21 protein-coding genes and 1 pseudogene are annotated in these 24,343 nt (G+C 29.4%); 10 read left to right on the plus strand and 12 right to left on the minus strand.

The genetic code is table 11. The features are described from left to right. Positions 1–272 precede the first annotated feature (272 nt). The 3 genes and pseudogenes from B2P65_RS07915 to B2P65_RS07925 all read left to right on the plus strand — a co-directional run bounded on the left by B2P65_RS07915 (position 273) and on the right by B2P65_RS07925 (position 2,636). On the plus strand, positions 273–893 hold the full coding sequence (locus tag B2P65_RS07915; protein ID WP_346878953.1) for a VanZ family protein: 621 nt from the start codon (positions 273–275) through the stop codon (positions 891–893). A 206-nt stretch (positions 894–1,099) separates the two neighbouring features. Next, positions 1,100–2,009, plus strand: a pseudogene (locus B2P65_RS07920) (IS1595 family transposase); the annotation flags it as partial. Between the two features lie 99 nt (positions 2,010–2,108). Next, positions 2,109–2,636, plus strand: coding sequence for a GNAT family N-acetyltransferase (locus B2P65_RS07925; protein WP_346846708.1), 528 nt, complete (start codon positions 2,109–2,111; stop codon positions 2,634–2,636). Positions 2,637–3,160: 524 nt separating this feature from the next. Here the strand turns inward: B2P65_RS07925 and B2P65_RS07930 are convergent. Beyond that, entirely contained in the window at positions 3,161–4,102 is a 942-nt protein-coding gene (locus B2P65_RS07930; RefSeq protein ID WP_346879948.1) for an iron-siderophore ABC transporter substrate-binding protein, read from the minus strand. Positions 4,103–4,220: 118 nt separating this feature from the next. Between B2P65_RS07930 and B2P65_RS07935 the strand changes: the two genes are divergently transcribed. From B2P65_RS07935 to B2P65_RS07945, 3 genes are read left to right on the plus strand one after another with little or no spacing between them, the layout of a single operon-like run. After that, a complete protein-coding gene (locus tag B2P65_RS07935; protein WP_346879949.1) occupies positions 4,221–5,228 on the plus strand; it encodes an iron ABC transporter permease in 1,008 nt (335 codons plus the stop codon). Then, on the plus strand, positions 5,225–6,247 hold the full coding sequence (locus tag B2P65_RS07940) for an iron ABC transporter permease (protein WP_346879950.1): 1,023 nt from the start codon (positions 5,225–5,227) through the stop codon (positions 6,245–6,247). Before B2P65_RS07935 ends, B2P65_RS07940 begins: the two co-directional genes overlap by 4 nt. A 5-nt stretch (positions 6,248–6,252) precedes the next feature. Then, positions 6,253–7,023, plus strand: coding sequence for an ABC transporter ATP-binding protein (locus B2P65_RS07945; protein ID WP_346846704.1), 771 nt, complete (start codon positions 6,253–6,255; stop codon positions 7,021–7,023). A gap of 387 nt (positions 7,024–7,410) precedes the next feature. Here the strand turns inward: B2P65_RS07945 and B2P65_RS07950 are convergent, their stop codons facing one another. Further along, positions 7,411–8,115 carry an XRE family transcriptional regulator gene (locus tag B2P65_RS07950; RefSeq protein ID WP_346879951.1) on the minus strand — a complete coding sequence of 235 codons (705 nt, stop codon included), beginning with the start codon at positions 8,113–8,115 and terminating at the stop codon, positions 7,411–7,413. A gap of 141 nt (positions 8,116–8,256) precedes the next feature. Between B2P65_RS07950 and B2P65_RS07955 the strand changes: the two genes are divergently transcribed. Together B2P65_RS07955 and B2P65_RS07960 are read left to right on the plus strand one after the other, a co-directional pair. Further along, entirely contained in the window at positions 8,257–9,498 is a 1,242-nt protein-coding gene (locus B2P65_RS07955) for a DNA polymerase thumb domain-containing protein (protein WP_346879952.1), read from the plus strand. 9 nt (positions 9,499–9,507) lie between these two features. Further along, complete coding sequence (locus B2P65_RS07960; RefSeq protein WP_346846701.1) at positions 9,508–9,744, plus strand: hypothetical protein; 237 nt, start codon at positions 9,508–9,510, stop codon at positions 9,742–9,744. 120 nt (positions 9,745–9,864) lie between these two features. On the opposite strand, the gene B2P65_RS07965 is transcribed toward B2P65_RS07960, so the two are convergent. The 5 genes from B2P65_RS07965 to B2P65_RS07985 form a co-directional block, all read right to left on the minus strand. Beyond that, positions 9,865–10,542: a class I SAM-dependent methyltransferase gene (locus tag B2P65_RS07965; protein WP_346879953.1), complete on the minus strand. Its 678-nt coding sequence runs from the start codon at positions 10,540–10,542 to the stop codon at positions 9,865–9,867. A 22-nt stretch (positions 10,543–10,564) separates the two neighbouring features. Next, a complete protein-coding gene (locus tag B2P65_RS07970) occupies positions 10,565–10,903 on the minus strand; it encodes a DUF6054 family protein (RefSeq protein ID WP_346846699.1) in 339 nt (112 codons plus the stop codon). Between the two features lie 218 nt (positions 10,904–11,121). Continuing rightward, positions 11,122–13,359 (minus strand): RNA polymerase recycling motor HelD, encoded by a 2,238-nt coding sequence (gene helD, locus B2P65_RS07975; protein ID WP_346879954.1) that lies wholly within the window; start codon positions 13,357–13,359, stop codon positions 11,122–11,124. 319 nt (positions 13,360–13,678) lie between these two features. Continuing rightward, positions 13,679–14,503 carry a GNAT family N-acetyltransferase gene (locus tag B2P65_RS07980; RefSeq protein WP_346846697.1) on the minus strand — a complete coding sequence of 275 codons (825 nt, stop codon included), beginning with the start codon at positions 14,501–14,503 and terminating at the stop codon, positions 13,679–13,681. Positions 14,504–14,516: 13 nt separating this feature from the next. Next, positions 14,517–15,389: an AraC family transcriptional regulator gene (locus B2P65_RS07985; protein ID WP_346846696.1), complete on the minus strand. Its 873-nt coding sequence runs from the start codon at positions 15,387–15,389 to the stop codon at positions 14,517–14,519. A gap of 443 nt (positions 15,390–15,832) precedes the next feature. Here B2P65_RS07985 and murC point away from each other — a divergent pair, with 443 nt between their 5' ends. Then, positions 15,833–17,248 carry a UDP-N-acetylmuramate--L-alanine ligase gene (murC, locus tag B2P65_RS07990; protein ID WP_346846695.1) on the plus strand — a complete coding sequence of 472 codons (1,416 nt, stop codon included), beginning with the start codon at positions 15,833–15,835 and terminating at the stop codon, positions 17,246–17,248. A 173-nt stretch (positions 17,249–17,421) separates the two neighbouring features. On the opposite strand, the gene B2P65_RS07995 is transcribed toward murC, so the two are convergent. The 3 genes from B2P65_RS07995 to B2P65_RS08005 all read right to left on the minus strand — a co-directional run bounded on the left by B2P65_RS07995 (position 17,422) and on the right by B2P65_RS08005 (position 20,832). Next, the gene (locus B2P65_RS07995) at positions 17,422–18,249 is read right to left on the minus strand and encodes a class I SAM-dependent methyltransferase (protein WP_346879955.1); all 828 of its coding nucleotides are present in this window, start codon (positions 18,247–18,249) and stop codon (positions 17,422–17,424) included. A gap of 170 nt (positions 18,250–18,419) precedes the next feature. After that, positions 18,420–19,685: an alkaline phosphatase family protein gene (locus B2P65_RS08000; protein ID WP_346846693.1), complete on the minus strand. Its 1,266-nt coding sequence runs from the start codon at positions 19,683–19,685 to the stop codon at positions 18,420–18,422. A gap of 193 nt (positions 19,686–19,878) precedes the next feature. Continuing rightward, positions 19,879–20,832, minus strand: a complete 954-nt coding sequence (locus tag B2P65_RS08005) for a GNAT family N-acetyltransferase (protein WP_346846692.1) — start codon at positions 20,830–20,832, stop codon at positions 19,879–19,881. A 371-nt stretch (positions 20,833–21,203) separates the two neighbouring features. Between B2P65_RS08005 and B2P65_RS08010 the strand changes: the two genes are divergently transcribed. Then, complete coding sequence (locus B2P65_RS08010) at positions 21,204–22,553, plus strand: DUF4317 domain-containing protein (RefSeq protein WP_346879956.1); 1,350 nt, start codon at positions 21,204–21,206, stop codon at positions 22,551–22,553. Between the two features lie 31 nt (positions 22,554–22,584). Here B2P65_RS08010 and B2P65_RS08015 read toward each other — a convergent pair whose 3' ends face one another. Beyond that, a complete protein-coding gene (locus B2P65_RS08015) occupies positions 22,585–23,424 on the minus strand; it encodes a hypothetical protein (protein WP_346846689.1) in 840 nt (279 codons plus the stop codon). Positions 23,425–23,744: 320 nt separating this feature from the next. After that, positions 23,745–24,137: a hypothetical protein gene (locus B2P65_RS08020; protein WP_346846688.1), complete on the minus strand. Its 393-nt coding sequence runs from the start codon at positions 24,135–24,137 to the stop codon at positions 23,745–23,747. Positions 24,138–24,343 lie beyond the last annotated feature (206 nt).

Raw genomic sequence — 24,343 nt, forward strand, 5'->3', positions numbered from 1 at the left:
TTTTCATCTAGGAGGCTTAATGATAGTAGTAGCAATAGAGTTAATAAGATGAAGTTACTAAAGAGTTTCATAACAACTATTACAAAGGTATATAATTGAAAGTTTGCAATAATAACCTTAAGAAACAATTAAGAAGATTTTAAATAATTACTTATATACTATATTTAGTAATAAAAAATAATTTATAAAGGAGTGTTTTAGAGATCAGTTTTCAAATTAAATTTTTAATGTAATAGTAAATATTAAGATTAAAACGGGGGAAAGAGATTTCTATGATGAAAAGTTATATAATACCAATGATATTATCATTTTTTCTAATAACTATTTTAAATATATTCTTAAATAAAAATAGTAAGAGTCTTAAAAAGAAAATAGGATGGCAACATTACTTTTTGGGATATCTTTTTATATTATATCTTATGATTTCCTTAATAGATGTAGTCGGAATTCCTACTTTGAGCGAATGGAAAAGACTTTCAAGATTAAACAGGCCATTATTTAATCCCATTATAAATTTAGTGCCTTTTAACGATGGACTTGAGCTTTCAGCAATACTTAATATAATACTTTTTATGCCTTTTGGATTTTTATTGCCAACATTATGGAAAAAGTATAGAACATTATTGCCCACAGTATGTAGTGGAATATTATTTTCAATTATTATTGAAATTGCTCAATTGTTTGTCCAATTTCGTGCATCAGATATTAATGATTTAATAATGAATACCCTAGGAACTATTTGTGATTGGATTATTTTCAATATTATTAGTAAGTTTTTTCATGAACTTGCCAATAAAACAGTAGTTGAAATTTCTTCTAAGGATAGTATGGTTATTAAATTAGAACCTTATCTATACATTGCAATTCCAATTATAAGTACGTTTTTGAGTTAATAAAATGATACTCTTATTTTTAAAAGGGTTACTTTAGATGTGTTATCTTTAGATTACTGTATTACAATTAACTGTTAGATTTAAAGAATAGTGTTTATAATATTACATTTTTAATTTAGGCTATGTTTAAGATAAGTGTTGAAAATTTATATTTTCTGAATATTTGGGTGCAATAAGACTATATAAAGGATTACGGAGGTATTATTATGCCAAGTGTAGCGTCAGTAAAGAAAGATTTAGATGCTTTAGGAACAACAGGACAGGAAGAAATATTAAATTATCTTGAAGAAGTTATTGTATTAGGTTCTTTTGCTACCGAGGTTACTAACGAGGTTAAAGAGAACCGATTCTCCAAGGGAAAAGTCTACCCCCACTGTGGACATGAGGAAGTATCAAGAAATGGCAAGTTCAATAGCAAACAAAGATATATCTGTAAGTCCTGCCGAAAGACCTTTACTGATTTTACACGTTCACCCCGTTACAACAGTAAGAAATATATTAAAAAGTGGATATTATATTCTAAATGTATGATAAATGGTTATTCCATAAGAAAATGTGCAGAGATAGTTGGGATTAGTGTGCCTACATCTTTTTATTGGAGGCATAAGTTTTTAGACGCTATCAGAGTGTATATGGGTATTGGTAATGTTGGTGGAGTTATAGAAGTTGACGAGGCGTTTTTCAGAGAATCCTTTAAAGGAAATCATAAGAAAAGCACTACGTTTATAATGTCACGAGAACCTCATAAACGTGGAGTAAAAGGCAGTAGGAGTAGTAAGAGGTATATCAAAGGAACAGGTCTGTGTACTATGTGCCATTGATAGAGTGGGAAATATTATGACTGAACTAATATGTAAAGGTAGGATGAAACATACAGATTTAGAAAGGCTCTTTACAGGCAGGATTGAGGATGAATCTATCCTTTGTACTGATTCACACAAGAGTTATATTAGATTTGCACAAAATTTAGGTGTTGAACTACAACAAATTAAACGTGGGAAGCATAAGGAAGGCATTTACCATATACAGCACATAAATGCTTTTCATAGCAAACTAAAAGAATGGATGTATAGTTTTCATAGTGTAGCCACAAAATATCTTTTGAATAATCACATTACTATGTTGTATAATTAAATACAGACACAATAGTAGATTAATGTGGCTATAAAAGATGTAAAACAACTCAACAAATAGTAATTTATAGAGGTGATTTTTATGGAAGACTTAGTATTAAAGAAAGTAGCAATAGAATATGGTGATGACATATTCTCATATAAGAATGAGTTTATTAAAAATAATGAATCAATGGATGGAACAGGTTTCTTAAGAAATTCGAATTCGCCACAAGAATATATTGAAAAGTCATTATTGAATGAAACAGAAGAAGTAGATGGAAGAAAAGTTACATCAACACAATTATTAGCAATTAGGAAAAATGATAATTGCATTGTAGGAATGATACAAATAAGGCATTTTTTAAATGATTATCTTTTACAATATGGTGGACATATAGGATATTCTGTAAGAAAGTCTGAAAGAAACAAAGGATATGCAAAAGAAGAATTAAGACAAGCATTAATTTATTGTAAGGACATATTACAACTAAGTAGAATTTTACTTACTTGTGATAATGATAATTTGGCTTCTCAGAAAACCATATTATCCCAAGGTGGAAAAAAAGAAAATGAAGTATTAATTAAAGATGAAAATTGTGTTGTTGAACGATATTGGATAGATTTATAAATTCCAATTTGTAGGGCTGATGTAACATAATTTTAGATTCAGTTCTGTCGTATCTTTCTTTAAATATGAATTAATGGAAGCCATTTTTGACTTCCATTAAAAATTGCCATATTATCAACACTGTTATTAAACATAGCCTTAATTTAATATTATTGTTAGCGAATGCCATTCGAACTTAGTTCTTCTAATTTACTAGAAGAACTTCCATGAATATTTTATTACTTAGTATTTATGAATGGTAAAATCGTAAGCAACACAACTTGTTTGAGTGTATACGAGTTATTGTGTTGTAGATTTTATCTTGAATAAATGCTTTAGTAAATCAATATTCCGAAAGGGCTGAGCGTTAATAATATAAGAGATTATTCAATATTTATTTAGACTAGCTTATTTTACGAAAGCTTCTTTTCACCCTTAAAAACAAAAGGTTCTGTCTTGTCTAGGAAATATATCCCATTTTTAGATAGCACCTTTTTTATTATATTATATGTATTAAAACTTCCATTAATGGCTAATTAATAACCTTAGATTTTTCCTTTCTTTAACATATTAGTTAAATCATCAAGCATTAAATTAGCGGCTTTTATACCACCTGCTGTATTCCAAATAGTATCGTCTACTTTATAAGCTTTATTATTTTTTACAACATTTAGAGATTTAAACATCGGATCATTTAACCACTCTTCTTCTCTAGCAAGACCTTTACCATCTCCTAGTTCATAAGTAAAGTATAACATTACATCTCCATCAGCTTCATTTAATCTTTCCTTGCCTATTTCATTAACGAAGTCTGTTCCGTGTTGAGCTGCTGGTCTTTTAAATCCTATTTCTTTAAGAATAGTTCCAGCGAAAGTATCCCCAAGGTATATTCTAGTTTTTCCATCCATAAATCTTACAAGTGATATTTCATTATTTAATTTATCACTATAAGTTTCTTTTATAGAAGTAATCTTACTTTCATATGCTTGTATAGCTTTCTCACCTTCAGATTTTTTATTTAAAACTTCAGCATAGAATTTAAAATTATCCTTCCATTCGCCTCTTATTGTATCTGAATAAACAGTTGGTGCTATTGCACTTAATTGGTCATATATCTTTTCATGTCTCATTTTATTTCCAATTATTAAATCAGGTTTTAAAGCAGCAATTGCTTCTACATTTGGCTCTGTCTCCTTACCAACAGGCTTAACACCTGTAAGTTCACTTTTAGTATGTTCATACCAATCACCAGTAAAACCAGTTACAGCTCCAACTGGTTTAACACCAAGTGTAAGAAGTGCTTCTACACCCTCATTAGTTAATATAACAACATTCTTTGGATTTTCAGGAATTTCTGTTGTTCCCATAGCATGTTGTATAGATATAGTTTTATAATCTGTTGTATTTTCTGTTTTATTAGAGCAACCAACAAGTAAGCTTACAATTAGCATACCTAATAAAATTGCAGATAATAATTTTTTTTGCATTTGTCATTCCTCCTAAAATTTATTATGGATTTTATCACTTAATTATGATATCATGTTTGAGAAAGATTATCAATAATAAATGATATCATTTTTCAATATTATAAATCGGAGGAGTTATATGAAAAATATTCTAAAAAGTAATAGCGGTAGATGGATGTTACTTATATTACTTACAATATTCACTCTTATATTATGTTACTTAAGTATTACTAAAGGATTTATACCTACATCTTATGATACTTTAATAGATGCATATAAAGATTTTAATAATTCTCAAGAACATATAATTATAAGAACTTCAAGAATTCCAAGAACATTAAATTCTCTTCTAGTTGGAGGAGCTCTTGGAGTATCTGGACTTTTAACTCAAGGATTGACTAGAAATAAATTAGCCTCGCCAAGTATCTTAGGTATAAATTCAGGAGCAGTATTAACTTTGGTTATAGTTCTCACATATTTTCCTAATGTATCTTCACTAGGACTTGCCTGGTTAGCATTTTTAGGTGCACTAGGATCTTCTCTACTAGTTTATTTATTATGTGGAGGTCTTTCAGGTGACATAAGGCCTATGGACTTAACATTAGGAGGTACTGCTTTAGGTGCACTATTCTTTTCCTTAGCACAAGGTATTTTGTATAAAAATGAGGCTGCACTTGAGCAGGTTGTTTATTGGATGACAGGTTCTGTTGAAGGGAAGAAATTAGAACTAATAGTTAAATTTATTCCAATAATATTAATAGTAATAGTATTTACGTTGCTTATCTGGAAAAAATTCAATGTATTTTCATTAGGAGAAGAAATGGCAAGGTCATTGGGTATGAAAACTCTATATTTTAAAATACTTATAATAGCTATAGTTGCTATTTTATCTGGTGTATCTGTGGCTTTGGCAGGTCCAATAGCTTTCATTGGACTTATAACTCCACATATAGTACATAAATTTATTGGAACTGATTATAAATGGCTAATACCATTTTCTATATTAACAGGGGCATCTATACTATTGCTTGCAGATATAATGTCAAGATTTATAATTTATCCAAAAGAAGTCCCAGTTGGTGCTTTAACTGCACTTATAGGTGGTCCTTTCTTTATATATGTTGCGAAAAGGAGGACCAGACAATGATAAATATAAGTAAAAAAGCTATTAAGTTAAGTGCGCTTTTACTAGGGATTACTATCTTAATGATATTTTTTTCATTATGCCTAGGTGAAGCTATGGTAGGTCCATTAGATGTACTAAAGAGTATATTAGGAATAGATACAGGATTTTCATCTATTTTAGTTACGAAAATAAGGTTACCAAGAGTTCTTGTTGCCTTTTTTGTTGGAGCCTCTTTAGCATTATCGGGAGCTATACTTCAAGGAGTGGTTAAAAATGATTTAGCATCTCCAGATATATTAGGTGTAGTTAATGGAGGTTCCGTTGGAGCATTGGTGTTTTTAACTATTTTTATAGATCCTAAGAATAATTCATTAACAACATCTATATTATATATGCCTATATTTACTTTTATATTTTCATTTATAGCTTTAATGTGCATTTTGCTTATAAATGGAAAATCTTCTTCAACAAATAAATTAATTATAATAGGAATTGGAGTCTCTGCTATTGCTAAGGCCATAACTAATATTCTTATAATAAATGGACCAATAATTTTTATAAAAGAATCTACAACTTGGATAACAGGAAGTATATATGGTGCTAACTGGACACATGCAATACTGATTATAGTAATATTTAGTATTTTCGCTACATTAACATTAATATTTATTAAAGATTTAAATCTTCATCAGCTTGAAGATGAAGTTGTAATAGTCCTTGGTAATAAGCTACATAAAAGCAGGATAATACTCTTAGGCATTTCTGCTGCATTAGCAGCAGGAGCTGTAACTATTGGTGGTGGTATATCTTTTGTAGGTTTAATAGCTCCTCACATTGCAAGAAAATTGGTAGATTCAAAGTTTGAAAATGTAATCCCACTTTCAATACTTATAGGTGGAATAATAACATTATTAGCTGACTTTGTATCTAAATGGTTATTTTATCCACAGGATTTACCTATAGGTATATTTACAGCTTTTATAGGAGCACCTTACTTTATATACCTTTTAGTTAAAAAAAGAAACTACAAAAGGGGATGATAGAAATGATAAAAGCAAAAAATTTAAAGTTATGTTATGATGAAAAAATTATATTAGATAATATTAATATAAATATAGAGAAAGGAAAAATTACTGCCTTAATTGGCTCTAATGGATGTGGAAAATCTACATTAATAAAGGCCATGGCAAGAATACTTAAACCTAAAAATGGAGATATACTCATGGAGGATAGAGATATTCTTAAAATGCCTTCAAAGGAAGTTGCCAAGCTTATGTCCATGCTTCCTCAAAGCAGTAATGCTCCAGAAGATTTAACTGTCTATGATTTGGTGAAACAAGGAAGATACCCTTACCATAATTTATTATCATTTTGGAGTAAAAAGGATGAAAATCTAGTTTTAGAAGCCATAAAAAAGGTTGGACTTATAAACGATAAGGATATAACTTTAAATAACCTATCTGGTGGTCAAAGACAAAGGGCTTGGATTGCATTATCTTTAGCACAAGATACAGATATCATCCTTTTAGATGAGCCTACAAATCATCTAGACATAAAGTATCAGCTAGAAATTTTAAATATTTTAAGAAATTTAAATGAAAAAGAAAATAGAACCATAGCAATGGTTATTCACGATATAAATCATGCATTAAAATATGCTGATAATATAGTTGCTATAAAGAATGGAAACATATTGGCTCAAGGCCCTAAGGATGAGATTATAAATGAAAAACTTATAAAGGATGTCTTTGATGTTGAATGTACTCTTATTAATTCCCCTATAGATAACTGTAAATTATGTGTACCTTTTATTTAAGTTTTATAACGAAAACATATTAAGATATAGTTATTCGTATCATAATATGATGTTATTATTGAGGTTTTCCACATCCTTTTGTTATACATAGATTTAAAAGTTATCCCTTATTGTAACTTAGATAAACTATTTTATAATAGGGAATAACTTTTTTATTAGTATAATTCTATTGCTATTTATTTTTCATATTTTTACATACTTAATCCTAACTTCAAAATTGGAAATTCCCTAAAACCCGCATGACCACAACAACTATTTTAATAGTTATATATTTCTATAGTTAAATAGGTTCATATTTTTATAGTTAAATAGTTTCCTACTCAAATCAATTAAGGGAACTCTTAAAAAGAATTCCCTTAATTGATTTGAGTATCTATAAAAAATTTATTACTCTACAACCTTCCCAAAGCAATGAAACTCTACATTTCTTGGAACACTTATAGGCGCATATTTTTCATTAAGGGAAATAAGCTTAATTCCATCTCCACAAATAGAAATCTTTTTACAGTAGGAGTTATTTTCAAAGGCAAATACTCCAATTTCTCCATCCTCCAAAATGTCCTGTTTATGAATCCAAACTATTTGGCCATCCACAAAACGAGGCTCCATACTATCTCCTGAAATTCTAACTCCAAAGTCTGCTTCCATAGGAACATCACTACCTACTTCAATGATTTCACAGGAGTTGTCATCTAGATATCTACCAGTTCCTGCAGATACCGGTAAATCATAAAGAGGAAGCTTTCTCATATATATTACTTTTTCTTCTTTAACCTCATTACTATACATACCGCTGGCAATAAGGAGCGTTATGTATTCTTCTACCTTATTTTTCCCCTCTTGATTTAGATTAGATAAAGGTGAGTCTACACTGCAATCCCCAAAGGTTCCCAGTACATCACTAACCTTTAGTGCTTCACAAAGAGCTAAAAACTGATAAGCATTGGGAGTAGTATAATTAGTTTCCCACTTACTAACCTTTTGATTCGTCACATCTATACCTTTGTTTTTTATAAACTCAGCTACTTCATATTGGGATAAACCTATAGCTTCCCTTGCAGCTGTTATTTTTTCTCCTAGGGTCTTTTTCATAGTAGACACCTCCTTATGTTAATTGTATATTAGTGGAATGATAATTACAATAGAAAAATATCATTATGTGATACATAAAACTATTTACTTATCATATAATGATATATAATATTAATATATCATATATGGAGATGGTTTTATTTGGAACGAGTAATTTTACATTCAGATATTAATTCTTGTTATGCAAGTATTGAACTTTTGCATCATCCCGAGCTAAAAGGAAAACCAGTGGCAGTTGGTGGAGACCCTGAAGCTCGTCATGGAATTGTCCTTGCTAAGGATGAAATAGCTAAAAAATTTGGGGTGAAAACAGGAATGCCTTTGTGGCAGGCAAAACAGCTATGTCCTGGAATTATATTTTTGCCACCAAGGATGGATCTTTATCTAAGATTTTCTAGAATGGCCCATGAAATATATGGGCATTACACAGATATGCAGCAGGCTTTTGGAATAGACGAAAGCTGGCTAGATGTAACAGGGAGCTGTGGGCTTTTTGGCAATGGCTTTGAAATAGCAAAGCAAATTAGCAATAGAATGAAGGAAGAATTAGGTATAACAGTTAGTATAGGAGTTTCATGGAATAAGATATTTGCAAAGCTAGGCTCTGATTATAAAAAGCCTGATGCTATAACTGCAATTTCAAAGGAAAATTATAAGAACATAGCTTGGTCTTTGCCAGCTTCAGACCTTTTATATGTTGGTAGAAGCACCAATGCAAAACTTAAAAGCATAAACATAAATACTATTGGAGATATAGCCAAAACCCATCCTGATTTTCTTAAAAGGCATCTAGGGAAAATGGGACTTATTCTACATTCTTTCGCCAACGGTTATGACACTTCAGAAGTACTAGTTGAAAGTTATAGTGCTCCCATAAAATCTATAGGTAATAGCACTACTACGCCTAGGGATTTAGTTTGTGATGAAGATGTATGGCTTATTATAATAGTTTTAGCTGAAAGTGTGACAAAACGACTTAGAGAAAATGGATTAAAATGTACCGTAGTTGAAATATCAGTTAGAGATACCAAGCTTTGCAGTTTTTCAAGGCAAAGGAAACTTCTAACTCCTACCAATATAACCAAGGAAGTTGCCCAGGCAGCCTTTAAGCTATTTAAAGAAAATTATAGCTTTAAAAATCCCGTAAGAAGTATTGGTGTAAGAGGTGCTGACCTTGTAATTGATACAATGCCAGTACAGACAGATTTATTTATGGACAATGAAAAAAGACTTAAACTGGAAAAAATAGATGAGGCTTTAGACCAAATTAGAAGACGTTTTGGATATAAGAGTATTCATAGAGCTATTATGTATACAGATAGGAATTTATCAAGGATTAATCCTTGTGAGGATCATACAATACATCCTCATGGTTATTTTTAGGAGGTAATTATGTCAAAGATTTATGTGGATGTTTTAGCAGAGTTTACAAAGGAAGGTGTATTAAAACCCAGAGAAATAATTTGGGAAGATGGCCGCCACTATGAAGTAGACAAAATAATAGACATAAGACCAGCTGCTAGCTTAAAAGCTGGAGGAGCCGGAATTAGATACACTTGCAAAATTCAAGGCCGTGAAAAGTACGTATTTTACGAATCAAATTACAAATGGTTTGTAGAGGGAAAGTAGATAAAATAACCCTTCATAACATAGAAATGTATTATGAAGGGTTTCATGGATGAATGTAAAATGCTCCCTACCTAAATCTCAATATGATATTTTTTTATGAAAATTAAGGATAGACTAAAATTAATCTATAGACTTTTTAATAATAAGAAATAGACTAGACTCATCTACTTCTTCAATGCTATAATCACTACCGAATTCCTCACCAAACTTTTTAAGTTCATCTTCAGAAAATGTATTAGCAACAAATCCGTCCTTACACACAATCATACCATCATGAGTTTTTTCCAAATCAATTTCTCCAAGTAGCCCCTTATCCGCCTGTTCATAGAACCAGGCTATACGATGATTCCAAAATTTAGGGCTGTATGTGCTAAAATAAGCCTTTCCTCCAGGAATAAGCACTTTCATACATTGTCTAATTAAATCCATAGGGTATCCTTTCATAGCTGATAAACCATTTTGTAAACATAATACCACATCAAATTCTTCACCAAATTTAAGGTCGTGGGCATCCATAACTTCAATACTACATTTAGGGCTTTCTTTTATATAATTCCTACCAAGTTCTACAGAGTCCTTTGAAATATCGATACCTACAAGCTTTGATGCAAAAGGTGCCAGTTCCTTAATTATACGTCCATAGCCTGTTCCAACCTCCAACACCTTCTCATTACCCTGTAAATTTTCACCCACAAATTTGATTTCTTCACCTAAATAACGCTTAATTCTTGGATATTTTGAATCATAAACCTTAAACAATTTTGTAGAATTTAAACTTTGTTCATAGTAATTAGACACAAATACACCTCCCAATTACTGTTTATATTATATAATTTTTTAATATTTCTCTTGGAGAATTAGTAAATTTATCACTTGCTCCCCAGTCAAATCTAAATAGTCCTTCACCACCACCGGCACCTATGCAGTGAACATGTGTAACATCATGAACATTATTTATGCATACTGTTAATGTAAGCCTGTTCCCTGCTCTATAGAAATGTTTTTCATAGACTATTACAATCATAGCATGAATATCATCAATATTTACAACATGATAATCTATCCTTTCACCTGTAATACTTTCATTTACTATTCCTTTATCTAATAATTCAGCTACTTCACTTAAGCTTAAATTAACATTAAAATTATCTCCAGCCATAATACTCGTCTCCCATAAAATATTTAATTAATTCAATTTGTATTTGTTTTACTATATATTTATGAAAAACCACTCCCCTTAAATTCCTATTTATCTAATGCCTTATAGTTATCTTTCCCTTTTATTATAACATATTTTGTAATTAATTTTCAGATTCAAGTTTTGATTACATTTTCATATAAAAAAAGATAGACTTTTTCAGTCTACCTTATTTCTTTTCACTTTAATAATGATGATACATCCCTTAAATAAAATATATCTAAAACATGGAGGGCTCTTGTACAAGCTGTATAAAGTAGCAATCTATCCTCTTCATCTTTATACTTTAAATCACTGGCATTATATATCATAACCACATCAAATTCCAAACCCTTAGCAAGATATGCAGGAATAACTAAAATATCATTAACATACTCATCATCCTCACTTATAATCATTTTAATATTAATCCTATCCTTCAAATGATTGTAAACCCTCTGTGCCTCATCAACATTTTTTGTTATTATTCCTATGGAATTATGCCCATCACCCTTATGAACTTTTACCTCTTCAACTATTCTTTCATTTATATCTTCTTCATCTAAAAGACCAGTTAATTTAGGCCACTCCCCACTTCTTTCCACGTATTCATCTTGAATTTCATCACTTAATATTTTTCGAGAAAATTTAGTTATTTCCATTGTTGATCTATAACTTTTAGTTAAATTTATTATAGAAGTATCCTCAGGTTTAAGTATATTTACAACATTGTTATAACTTCTAACATTCATATAAGGATTAATGGATTGAGATATATCGCCAAGGATTGTTTTATTTGCTTTGTTAAATAACTGATTAAAGATTTCATACTGTAATGGTGAATAATCTTGAGCCTCATCAATAATTACATACTTCACTTCTTCTGTTTTTAGAATATCACCTACAGCTCCTTTTATAAATAATAAAGCTATTTGATCTTCATAATTTATCTTTTTAACCCCTAAATTCTCTAATGTATATCTTTTAATTTCTCTAATACTTTCATTATCATATTTAATATTTACCATCTTTAAGAAGTGTTCTAAATCTTCATAAAAGGCTTTATAGCAATCCATCAAATCAAATTTAGTTTTTTCTTTCACCTCATTAACTATAGAATTAATGTCTCTATTTACTAAAGATTTACTTCTTTTAACTATTTCATCTTTATCTAAGTGTTCACCGGATTCTTCCATTTCTTTTACTGCTTTATCAACCAATGTTTTTTCATAAGGTTCTATAACATATAGAATTCTTTGCTTTAGCTTTTCTAACCTTCTCTTAAGAGGAAGCCTCTTATAGTCCTTATAAAATAATTCCTGTATTTCCACTGCTGAAATTATAGTTTTCCCTCTTAAAGTAATATCTTTAAAATCTCTACCTATTTTTTCTAAGTGCTTTATATATATCTTTAATAAATTAACAAACTCAGCAGATGACTTAAACTTCAAGCTTTTAACCCTAATATCATAAGACTGCTCACTGTTATCACCAAAAATTGTCTCCATCATTGCACAATAATCTTCTTTATCTCCTACCTCCTCTAGAACTTTATGCATATATTCTTTAAATGTAGTTTGAAGCATATTCTCTTCCCCAAGCTGGGGTAAAACATTGGAAATATAATCATTAAAAATATTATTTGGGGAAAATATAACTATGTTTTTAGATGTTATGGTATCTCGATGCTTATATAATAAATATGCAATCCTATGAAGAGCAACAGAAGTTTTTCCACTCCCTGCAGGCCCCTGAACAATTAAATTTTTATATTTTTCATTACGAATTGCCTTGTTTTGCTCTCTTTGAATTGTAGTCACTATAGCCTTCATTTTATTATCGCTACTTTTACTTAATATATCTTGTAATACTTCATCATCTATTTTTATATTACTGTCAAACATATAATCAATCTTGCCATCACTAATTTTATATTGCCTTTTCATTGATATTTTGCCATTTATAATCCCATCAGGACATTTATAATTAGCACTTCCAATTTCATAATCATAAAACATACTAGAAACTGGTGCCCTCCAATCATATATAAAGAAATTAAAGTCTTCATCAATTAAATTAGAAATTCCAACATAATACTTTTCAGCTTTTTCTTCTCCCTCTTCCTCAAAATCCATTCTTGCAAAATAAGGAGATGAAATCATCTTCTCATATTTATCAACTAGCTTTCTTTCAAACTCATGGTTCCTCTTTTGAATTTTCATGGTATTAATAAACTGCATAAAATCTCCTATATGCTGCATACCGTTTTCTACTGAAACAGCCCCAAGATTTTCCCATAATTCTCTTTGGGTTTCAATAGCTTCTTTTTTAAAATTATCTTTGGAGTTTTGTTTTTCTTTTAATTGCTTTTTTACCTCCCTAAGCACCTTTTCTAACCATTCTATTTCTACTAGCCATTCAGATTTATTTATTGACAAAATATCTCCTCCTTGTAATAAGCTTTAGCATTTTAGAATTAACATTGCTATTTTATCACATATACCTTAAATTACCAGTCTATAATTACTTTGTTATATATGGTATAATTAAAGTGTAGAGATAGTATATTAAAACTTCCTAGCTTAAAAATAGTAAAAAGTGAAAAACTCCATTTATATGAAGTTTCTCACTTTTTATCATTTCTTCTCACTATACTAATTTTTCTTTTTATTTACTTTGTTTCTCAACAGATACACTTCACCCTAACTATTATAATTTGTGTTTTCTATTTAACCTCCCTGTATTTATTCTACATAATTAAATAGTTATACCTGGAAACATGAAGTTCTTTTCAACCTCATTATATCTAAAAGATTTATATAAATTTATAGCACGTTTATTGAGTTCCCATACTTCTAGCTTTGTTTTATTTAAATTTTTTGACAAGAAATAATTAAATATATACTTAACTATAATTTTTGATATTCCTTTGCCACGTGCTTCTGATAAAACATATAAAGTTTCAATATAGCCGTAACCATCCTTTTCAAAGATTGTGCAACCACCTTGTATATTTCCATCAACTAAAAAATATAGATTTTTAAAATGCTTTTCCTTACTTTGTTCTAAAAGTGCATCTACATCTAAGGGTGATATAAAGATTTCATTATATATTGCACTATACTCCATAAGCTCCTTCTGAGAACTTAAATTTATCTCAGTTACTTCTACTTCAGTGAATGTATATTTAGGATTCTCTTCAATATCTGCTTCCATAATGATACTGTAGTTTTCATCAAAACCATTTTTAATATAAAAATCAAGCTTCTCATTGTTATATTCAAATCCAGAATATATTCTTGCTTTTAAGTCTGGTCTTTCCTTATGAAGCTCTTTAGCCCTTAGGAATACCTTATCAAATAATTTTTGTTTAACTTCATCTTTTAAAAGCTTGTCTATATTAGATTCTATATCAATATCTATAAAGATAAGGTATGGTGTTTCATGGGCCTGATGATAATTTATATTAGGATATGTATAGGCACTTCCCAAATAGCTTCCATCATCACTAAAGGCTAAAAAAATATTTTCTTTACTATTACCGTACTGATCTTCCTTTGGATTTTTTATTTCAATACTCATTTTATCCCCCATTTTATTTTCTTTTTACTGGAATCCATAACTCACAACTATAATTAATATATTGATCATCATCCCAAAAATACTTTTCTATACATGGTCCTTCTATTTGTTCAAATCCTGATGATGGAAACCATTCTGAATATATTAGCCTCCATAAATCTGCTATGGCAAGGGTATTCAAGTTATCTCCCCTGCCATCGAAAACAGCCCATGTACATGAAGGTATGTTTACTATTTTATATTCATTAGGTATATCTTTATCAGGAACTTTCCACCCCATCATATATTTTCTACTTCCATCTTCTTTAAAATCATAATGAATTCCATAAAGCATATTCATTTTAGAATATCCTAAAAATTCATTAATCTTAAGATGGGTTCCATCCTCCCAAATTTTATCACAAAATTCTGGTATTTCTTTATACAATGCATTATCTATTAATGTGGTTAAAAAATCCACTCCAAAAAATTTAAATTCATCTTGTTTAACTATTCTATAATTAATTTCGCATTCCCCTTTAATTGATATTTGAAATGAGAGTTTTGGAAATGATTTAAGTCTTGCATTGCCCTTTTTTATCATAGAGGGTGTTGAACCATGAAGTCTTTGAAAAGCTTTAGTAAACGCATCTGGACTTTCATAACCATATTTAGCAGCTACATCAATAATCTTTACATCTTTAGAAGATAACTCTTCACCAGCAAGTGTTATCCTACGATTTCTAATATATTCTGTTAAAGTAACCCCAGTTAATGCATGAAACATTCTTTGAAAATGGTAACGTGATGTAAATGCAACCTTCGCTATTTCATCAATACTTATATTTGAACCTAAGTTATCTTCAATATATTCAATTGCATTATTAATATCCTTAATTATTTCCAAAATTCTAACCTCCATTAAAGTATATAGTAACAAAGTATTTTATTCCCGTCTTACTGTGCTTTGTTTTGTCCATACTAATTTGATTATATTAATTTACTAATTACCTTATATTCTGTTAGTTCTTTGTCAAAGATGAAAAAATTCATTAAATTTAACTTCTTATTTATATTTTAAATACAACTTAATTTTTCACATATTATCAAATTTTTACTTAATTCTTATTATACATTACTTTAAAATTGAATTGAATGGTTTCTTGAGCTTCATGCAAGTCTATAATCATTTCTTTTTCACCCATTGGAAAACAATAGTAAACTTATGTTATAATTAATTTGAAATTGTAATTTAATGTGAATCAACTTTATTTTGAATAAATAGCAGAACAAAGGCTTTTCTAAAACATATTCTTAATCTAAATTACATTATGATAGGAGTGAATTATATTGGAAAATAAAATAAAAGTGCATTTCATGGGTATATGCGGAAGTGGTGCTGCACCTATAGCAATTATTGCAAAGAACATGGGGTTTGATGTTTCAGGATGTGACTTGAATATATCAGGATATTATAAAGATGCTCTTTTACAAAATAATATAGATATTTTAAAAGGTCATGATTCAAGCCATATACAGGATATTGATATCTTAGCTATATCACCTGCCATTTTAGATATTTCACCGGATCATCCAGAAATACTTGAAGCTAAAAGAAGAGGAATTTTAATGACATGGCAGGAGTTTTCAGCTAAATATGTGCAAAATGAAAAGTTTGTTGTTTCCATTGCAGGTACCCATGGTAAATCTACAACTACAATTTTAATGGGACTTGTTTTGGAAAATGGTGGTCTAGATCCAATTGTTGAAGCCGGAACAACCTTTAAGAATTGGGGTGGTGGATACAGGTTAGGAAAGTCAGATTACTTTGTATGTGAAGCTGATGAATTCAATAATAATTTTTTAAATTATAGTCCTTCAATAGCTGTAATAAACAATGTGGAAATGGATCATCCAGAGTTTTTCAAGGATATAAATCATGTCAAGGCTTCTTTTAAAAACTTTATAAAAAGGCTTAAAGGTTCAAAAATTTTAGTTGTTAATGAAGATAGTACAGCTATTAGAGAAATATTATGTGAGTTAAGACATTGGCTAAATGAAGAAGGAGTAAAAGTTATTGGATATTATATAGATAATAAGCTTGAATTCCCTTTTTACATGGAGTATAAAGCAGAATTGACTTCAAACACCCCTGAATATTCCTCCTTTAAAGTAGTAAATGGAGATAAAGAATATAATTTTAACCTTGGACTTATCGGTAAGCATAACGTTGAAAACTCTTTAGGGGTGTTAATTACTGCCCTAGAGTTAGGTGTTGATATAGATGCAATAAAGAATTCATTTAAAAATTTCAAAGGAATAGGAAGAAGACTAGAATTAGTAGCAGATATTGATGATATTAAGATTTTTGATGACTTTGCTCATCATCCTACAGCAGTAGCAACTACCTTAGATTCAATTAAACTTAGTTATCCAGGAAAAAAGGTTTTCGCTGTCTTTGAACCACATCAACTTTCAAGAACAAAGCTGTTTTTTAATGAGTTTGCTATAGCATTAAAAAAGGCAGATAGAGTTATTATTACAAATCCCTTCTTAGGACGAGAAGCAAATAAAAACATAGAGCCAGTTAATTTAGATATGCTATGTAGTGAAATAGATATAAATAAAGCTGAGTATATAAAAAGCTCTGATAAAATATGTAGTAAACTCCTTAGTGAAGCTAAAAGTGGAGATATAATTATAGTTTTTGGAGCGGGTGAATCTTATAAATTATCTAGAAAAATTATTAATGTATTAAAAGAATAAAATAATAAGGTGTGTAATAAATTCAACATAATTTATTACACGCCCTATTTGCTTTAATTATAACTCAACTCATATGCGTTCGCTGAGTAAGTTCTACTAATTAAATATGAAATTTGAAGCATAACTCAAATGTAACTCTACTCATATGCGTTCAAATATAGCAATCATTCCTTTTATAACACTTTCTTAGGATTCTTAGCTATAAACATTCCGCTAGATTTAGGTATATCAATACTTCCTTCTCTTAAAATTATATCTTCCAAATATCTGTAAAAATCCTGTACTTTGCTCTCCGTCATTATATCCTGTATGTTCACATGTTCATCTAATGATAGAACATAATCCGCTAAAGGCTTTGCTTCTGTTATATGAAGGGAATCTTCATATACTAAAGTTTCAACAGAATCAAAATGCTTTGATAACTGCTCTGCCCCATTTTCTATACCAAATTCCTTTGCAACAGAAAAGGATTCATAATCAAGTTGAGAATCAAAATTTCTCACTAAGTCTTTTAGTCCCTTCATATTATAAAGACTATTGGTAGTAGCATAAAAAGTTCCATCTGCTTTAAGTATACGGGCAATTTCACTGATTGCTAAATCTCTATTTTCCACATGGTAAAGCATATGATTTGCAATGGCACACTGAAATGAATTGTCTTCATATTCAATATTTTGTATATCACTAACAGAATAATCAAATACTTCATCAATTCCTAAAAGGTTATCTTTTGCTGATCTCAACATACCTTCAGACAAATCTGTGAGAATCACCTGGATATCCTTTGGTATCCTATTTCTATTATTAGCCCATGTACTTCCATTCCCACATCCAAATTCAATAACTTTATCATTAGGCTTAAACTTATATTGATCAAATACCCAATTAAACCATCCATATTTATTTGTACTAAAACCATCATGTAAAGCTTGTCTGGCTTTTAAATTCTTATCTGAATTATACTGTCCCCTAACTATATCTCTGTCATTTGCTCTAGACACATAATCACTCCATTCCTATCATTCAACATTAAAACCTGACCTTTGTCATTACAGCCTCTCCCATTCATCCCCCCTTTCCATCAGGCAGATACAATCAGATTGTGTTCATAACTTGTTTATGTCTCCCTGGGGACTTTTCGAAGTAGCTTGTAACTTAGGTTACTACAATATTATTTAAACATATAAAATAGAAATGGTATCTCCATCTCTTCTTTACTTGCTCCACCATGCATTCCTAGGAATGTAACTTCAAATATATCTTTTTCATACCACCAAACAGTATTATTTTCTTTAGGCAATATAACTAAATTTCCAACTCTCTCTAATAACTTTTCACTAGGAACTCCAAATAAGCCTTTATCTTTTAAATCTTCAAATAGATATACTTGTGCTATTTCATATAACTCCTTTTCAAGAATAGTCTTTAACTCTATCAAATATTTCTCCTCTACATGCAGAAATAAATCTCTACAATATCCTGCTGGTGACATGATATCATTGTTTTTATTTTTCTTTAAATACTTCTCTATATCAGGAATTAGTTTATTAATATAATATGGATTTTTTAGATCAATATCAATTTGACCATGGTCTGCAGAAATTATAATAGCAGTATTACTAAACTTATCTTTTCCTTCTTCATAAAACCTATCTAAATTTTTAAATAAATTACCCATAACTATTTTAAATTCTTCTGATTGATTTCCTTTTGCATGAGCTATAGCATCAATGTCATGTAAATAAACATAAAAATATTCTTTATCATCATTCTTTAATAAATCCTTTGATAATGATTTAAACAAATCTTCATTTGTGTCATAACCCTTTAAATTAGCATCCCTACATGTGAATCTAGTATAGGTACTATTATTTATATGACTAGGTTGATAAACAGTACTTTTTATTCCATGGTTTAATAATTCTTTAAAAAAGCTTTTTTGTGGTATAAAGTCACTGGGTTTTATATTTTTCCTTGTTAAGGTTTCATTATATTTATTTCTTGCTTCCTTAAATAAAAATGATGTTACTATATCATCAGCTTTTGGTTCATAATAAAACCACTCATAAAGTCCATGTTCATAAACTGATTCACCAGATAATGCTGTTGTTACATGTGCTGTTGTAGTAGATGGGAATTGTGAAGTTAATTTTGAAACTACACCGCTCTTTTCTAATTTACATAAAAATTTAGAATGCTCTTTATATTTATCGTAAAAACACCATCCAAAAGCATCCGTTAGAAAAAATACTATTTTATTAGGTTTCTCATTGCTATTTCCGATAACATCACTAGGAAGTTTTTTATCTGAATCAATATTAAATAAATCTTTTATAGTTCCACAAATATTAGAAAAACAGTAACTATCATATAAAGGAATTGTCAGTCCACTAATATTACTTTTATTAACTTGGTTTATTGAATTTGTATTTATCATATACTCACCTCTCAACTTTGAGTTTACAAATATATTTTAAAACTTCCATTTATTTCTTTCAAGCTCTATGCATCTTATTTCTACATTATAGAAACCGATTTCTGCAAATATCACTATATATTAATACGTAATTATATATTAATAACGGGATACCATATTAGAGTATATAGAAATCAGCATTTGCTTCTAGTTTTTATCTAAGAATTCTTTCATCAATTCTTCTAACAAGACTATACGTATAACTATCAAAATACTTTTCCCAAAATCTTAACGCAGTTGGATTAATTGTTTCAAAATCCACACCTAATCTCTTTATACCATCCCTTTTTAATGTTTCAATAACAACGGAAAGTAAACTCTGGATTATATTCTTCCCACGATAGCTATCTTTCAAATATGCCCCACAGATATGCAAATAGTCTGGTTCTTCAGTGATAAATGTTTCTCCATCATTTGTGACTTCTAAATATCCTATTATTTCTGATTTATCCTTGGCAATAAAGAAACGTGATTGTCTATTATTGCATCTCTCTACAAATTCCCCTTCTGAAAGCTCTTCATTCAGAAAATATGTAGGGCTCTTTCTCATATGCCTTACTAAACTATTGCTTAACGATAACAAACATCCTGCTTTGCTATAATGTACTTCTTCATAAGAATATTCTGTGTTAATTTCAATATTGAGCGGCTTGTTAACATTTCTGATTCCATCTCCACACCTTATGCCAAATCCATTCATTGTCAAAGATTTCATAACTTGAGCATCATGGCTATATAGACAAATTGCATAACTTAAAATTTCTTCCTTAATCATTTCTTCTGATACATATTGAAAAAGAAGTGATGCTATTTTACCCCTATTTTCTCCGCCATAAGCATTTGCAAATAATGGAGAAAATGAACCTTTAACATTGCCAAAATGACCGTTTACACTTTTCCAAAAACTTAAATACCCTAATACTTTTCCTCTTTCAATAGCTACCATTCCATGATTATTCTTAAAAATATCACTCAATAAATCAGTAAGAACCTCTTTATAGTCTTTATCATTTAAGGCTTCTATATATTTCTGCTCCATATTATATTGTTTTTGTGCAAGCTTAACTGCATCCTCTAAATACTTTTCATTTAACTTTTCAAATACCATTCTCTTACCCCTCTTAATATATAACTTATTTAGTAAAATCCTGTTTTAGTTTTTCTGCCACTAACCTTCTATATGGAATCATACCCTTATTATACCAGATACATTCTAGGTATGCTTATTATTTTCATATCATCTGTATTTACTTTACCTAATAAACCCTTTAATTAAGATGAAAAAAATATTATACTTAAGTGAGTGTCCAAATCTTTGGTTTGGCTTACATGGACTTATTTATCCTAAAGGACAACGAGTCCTAAGTATGGAAAATACTGATACTAAGAACTCTGTTTATTGGAATGAATATAGTGATGCCTTTCTGTATAGTTAATAATACCTACAAATAGAAAAATACTAGATTGAGGAGTTTATATATGAGAAAAAAAGATATACTTGAGTTAAAAAGACGTTTAAAAAAAGATCATTGCACCTTCACTAAGTTGTGTGGTTGCTATGTTAATGGAGAAAAAAATATCATTTTAAAATTTAAAGAATCATTTCTAAATTTAGATGGAGATGAATACTTTAAGTACTTAGAAATCGCTAAAAAAGTACTGTCTGGTACTATTGGAAATAATATTTTAGAACTTAACTTTCCAATTAATGAAGACTATGTGAATGAAAGACAAATTTCTCTTATGCAACTTAAAAAAAGTCAATTAAAAGATGATGCCCTCCTTGATAACTTTTATAATTTAATTATTGATAATTATGATTTTACCGGTAATTTTATAATACTTGTTTTTCATGATGCTTATGACGTTATTACTAAAACCACTGATAATGCAAAGTTAGATGAATCTGAAGAAGTATATGAATATGTGTTATGTGCAATATGCCCTGTTTCACTTTCTGAGCCTGGTCTTAGATACTTTGAAGAAGAAAATAAAATAAAAGCACGTATTAGAGATTGGGTAGTTGATGCTCCAACTAATGGCTTTGTGTTTCCTGCTTTTATTGAGCGTAGTTCAGATGTCAACTCTATTATGTATTACACGAAAAATGCAAAGGATACCCATCCTGAATTAATGGAAAATGCTTTGGGTTGTTATTCAAAACAAACTGCTACCTTGCAAAAAGAAACATTTGAGTCAATTATTAAAGATTCTTTTAGTACTGAAGAAAAGAAGGCTGATAAAATTTTTATGGAAGTACAAGAAAATCTAAGTGCTATGGTAGAGGAATACAATGCTATATATGATGATGCAGATTGTGAACCTATAAGCTTAACAAAGAAGGATATACAAAACCTTTTAATAGAAAGTGGGGTTCCTGAAGAAATCACTTCTAAGATTGAAGAATCCTATGTAGAAAACTTTGGTGATGATCTTCCTTTAGCAGAAAATTTAATTGATTCAAAGGCACTTAAGGTAAATGCCCAAAGAAAGAAGGAAGAACACCTTCAAAAACAAGTAGAAATACTTCAAACTAAACTGGATGAAGTTAAACAAGAAACTTCTGTAGATAGTGAAACTCCCTCATCTACAGAAGTTAGTGAAGATAATATAATTTTAGAAGAAACTTTAGAAACTAATTTAGAGAAAGATTTGGATATAAATTCAGAAGATAATAAGAATGCTCCTGACTATGACGTTATACTTCAAGTAAAACCTGAAAAGATACCTCAAATAAAATCTCAAATAATTGATGGTCAAAAATGCATAGTTATTCCTATTAATGAGAATGAGCAAACTGCAGTTAATGGCTTAGATCATTTAGTTTAAGGTATCTAAGGATAAATATAGATTTACTTACCTACATTGCTGAAGTATTACTTCTAATGAAGCTTACTTCAGCCTTACCTGAATGTAGTTGCCATATATACCAGAAAGCATAAGGAATTATTATTAGACCGTTAAATATTCCCCATCCATATAATATATCTGCATTAAACCATGATGATGCATCCATTACAGCTGGGAATAAGTTAGGTAAACAAGCTCTAATTAATACGTGAGCAGATAAGGTATATATACGAGCTGCTATATAAAGTTCAGGTTTTCTTTTAATAATTGGATATATTTCTGCCGCCAATAATATGCATATAGAGCTAGCAAAGTATTTACCAGTTTCACCATAAACAAAGCATAAATTCCAAGTTGTATATAATAAATTCCAAGCTATAGTTGTATAAGCTATAAACATACTATTATCTTCAGCACTTAATTTAAAGAATTTTCGTCCATTTGGGAATGGAATAGTAAAACATAATAATAATCCACAAAGCGCATTGCCATAGTTTTTTAAAGTAACATCTTTTATAGTAGCTTCTGCAATATTTAAGAATAGTACCGCATAAATGAACCAAACGATCCAATCCTTTCTCATAAAGTCCCAGAACTTTCCTTTATATTGTTCCTGATCAGCTACACGGAAAAATCCACCTATTATAAGTGGCAATATAGCACTGAATGTTTTTGCCCAACGAAACCAACCATTTATGCCTCCCATAAGCCAAAGTGGAAAAGTAAATAAAGATACAACCCAGAAGATAGCTGCAAATTTGTGATGTTTCCTCATATATTCAATCATGAATAAAAGTAAAATAAAATAAGTTCCCATGGAAAGTACATATTCCCAAACAGGAATATTCATATTATACATCTCCTCTTTTAAATATTGTAACAAATAATCCTATACTTATATATATTACATAGTATAGTTAAACATAACTAACATAAATTTACATTTTATGTTTTTAATTACAATACGAATTAATAAATTAGTTATTATAAAAGATAAAACTCTAATGCCATTGTAACTTTAGATAAACTTAAAAGAGATACCCCCTTAAAGATGGTATCTCCTTTTTAGTTATATATTAAATATCTGAACGCTACATTCTAAATCATAGTTTCTTTCTTTTGATTCTATATATTTAATGCCTTATTTTTCATAAAATTTTCTCCAAAAATTCACCGCAGGCTTATTACTTGATATTTGCTCAATTTTATATTTACCCTTGTATCTAACAAAATTCTAATTGCAGCATTACCTACTTCTTTCTTTCTAAAACTCTTTAATAGAAATAGCTCATGAACAACATAATCAATATCTTTTGGAACATATTTCCCAGTATTAAAAAGAACAAAACCTGCCACTTCCCCTTGATATGTTATAAAATAAGGAGTTAAATCCTCTGATTTAAAATACATTTCTAAACCATCATATTCAAATTTTCCATCTTCATTAATTTTTGAATCATCTGCAAACTCTGATAAATCATGTAAATATATACTCATCAAATTCTCCAGTTTTTCCTTTGATTCTATGTTTACTAGTTCTAATTTTATTTCATTTAAATTCATTTTATACCCCCTATTTTATAAAGTAATCTTAAATGAAACAATTCTGAATTTCATAATTCCATTTCCTTGTATATATTACAAAAATTTTATTTTACCTAATTATAACATATATCCTACCCTAGTGATATCTATGTGTAAGTAGTTTTATCCTTTTTTATCTAAAAATAGTTTAGTTTATTATTAAAAACTTTCATTCTAATTTTTTC

This window comes from Clostridium sp. UBA3061 (assembly GCF_002367465.1).
In the GTDB taxonomy this organism is placed as follows: Bacteria; Bacillota; Clostridia; order Clostridiales; family Clostridiaceae; genus Clostridium_J; species Clostridium_J sulfidigenes.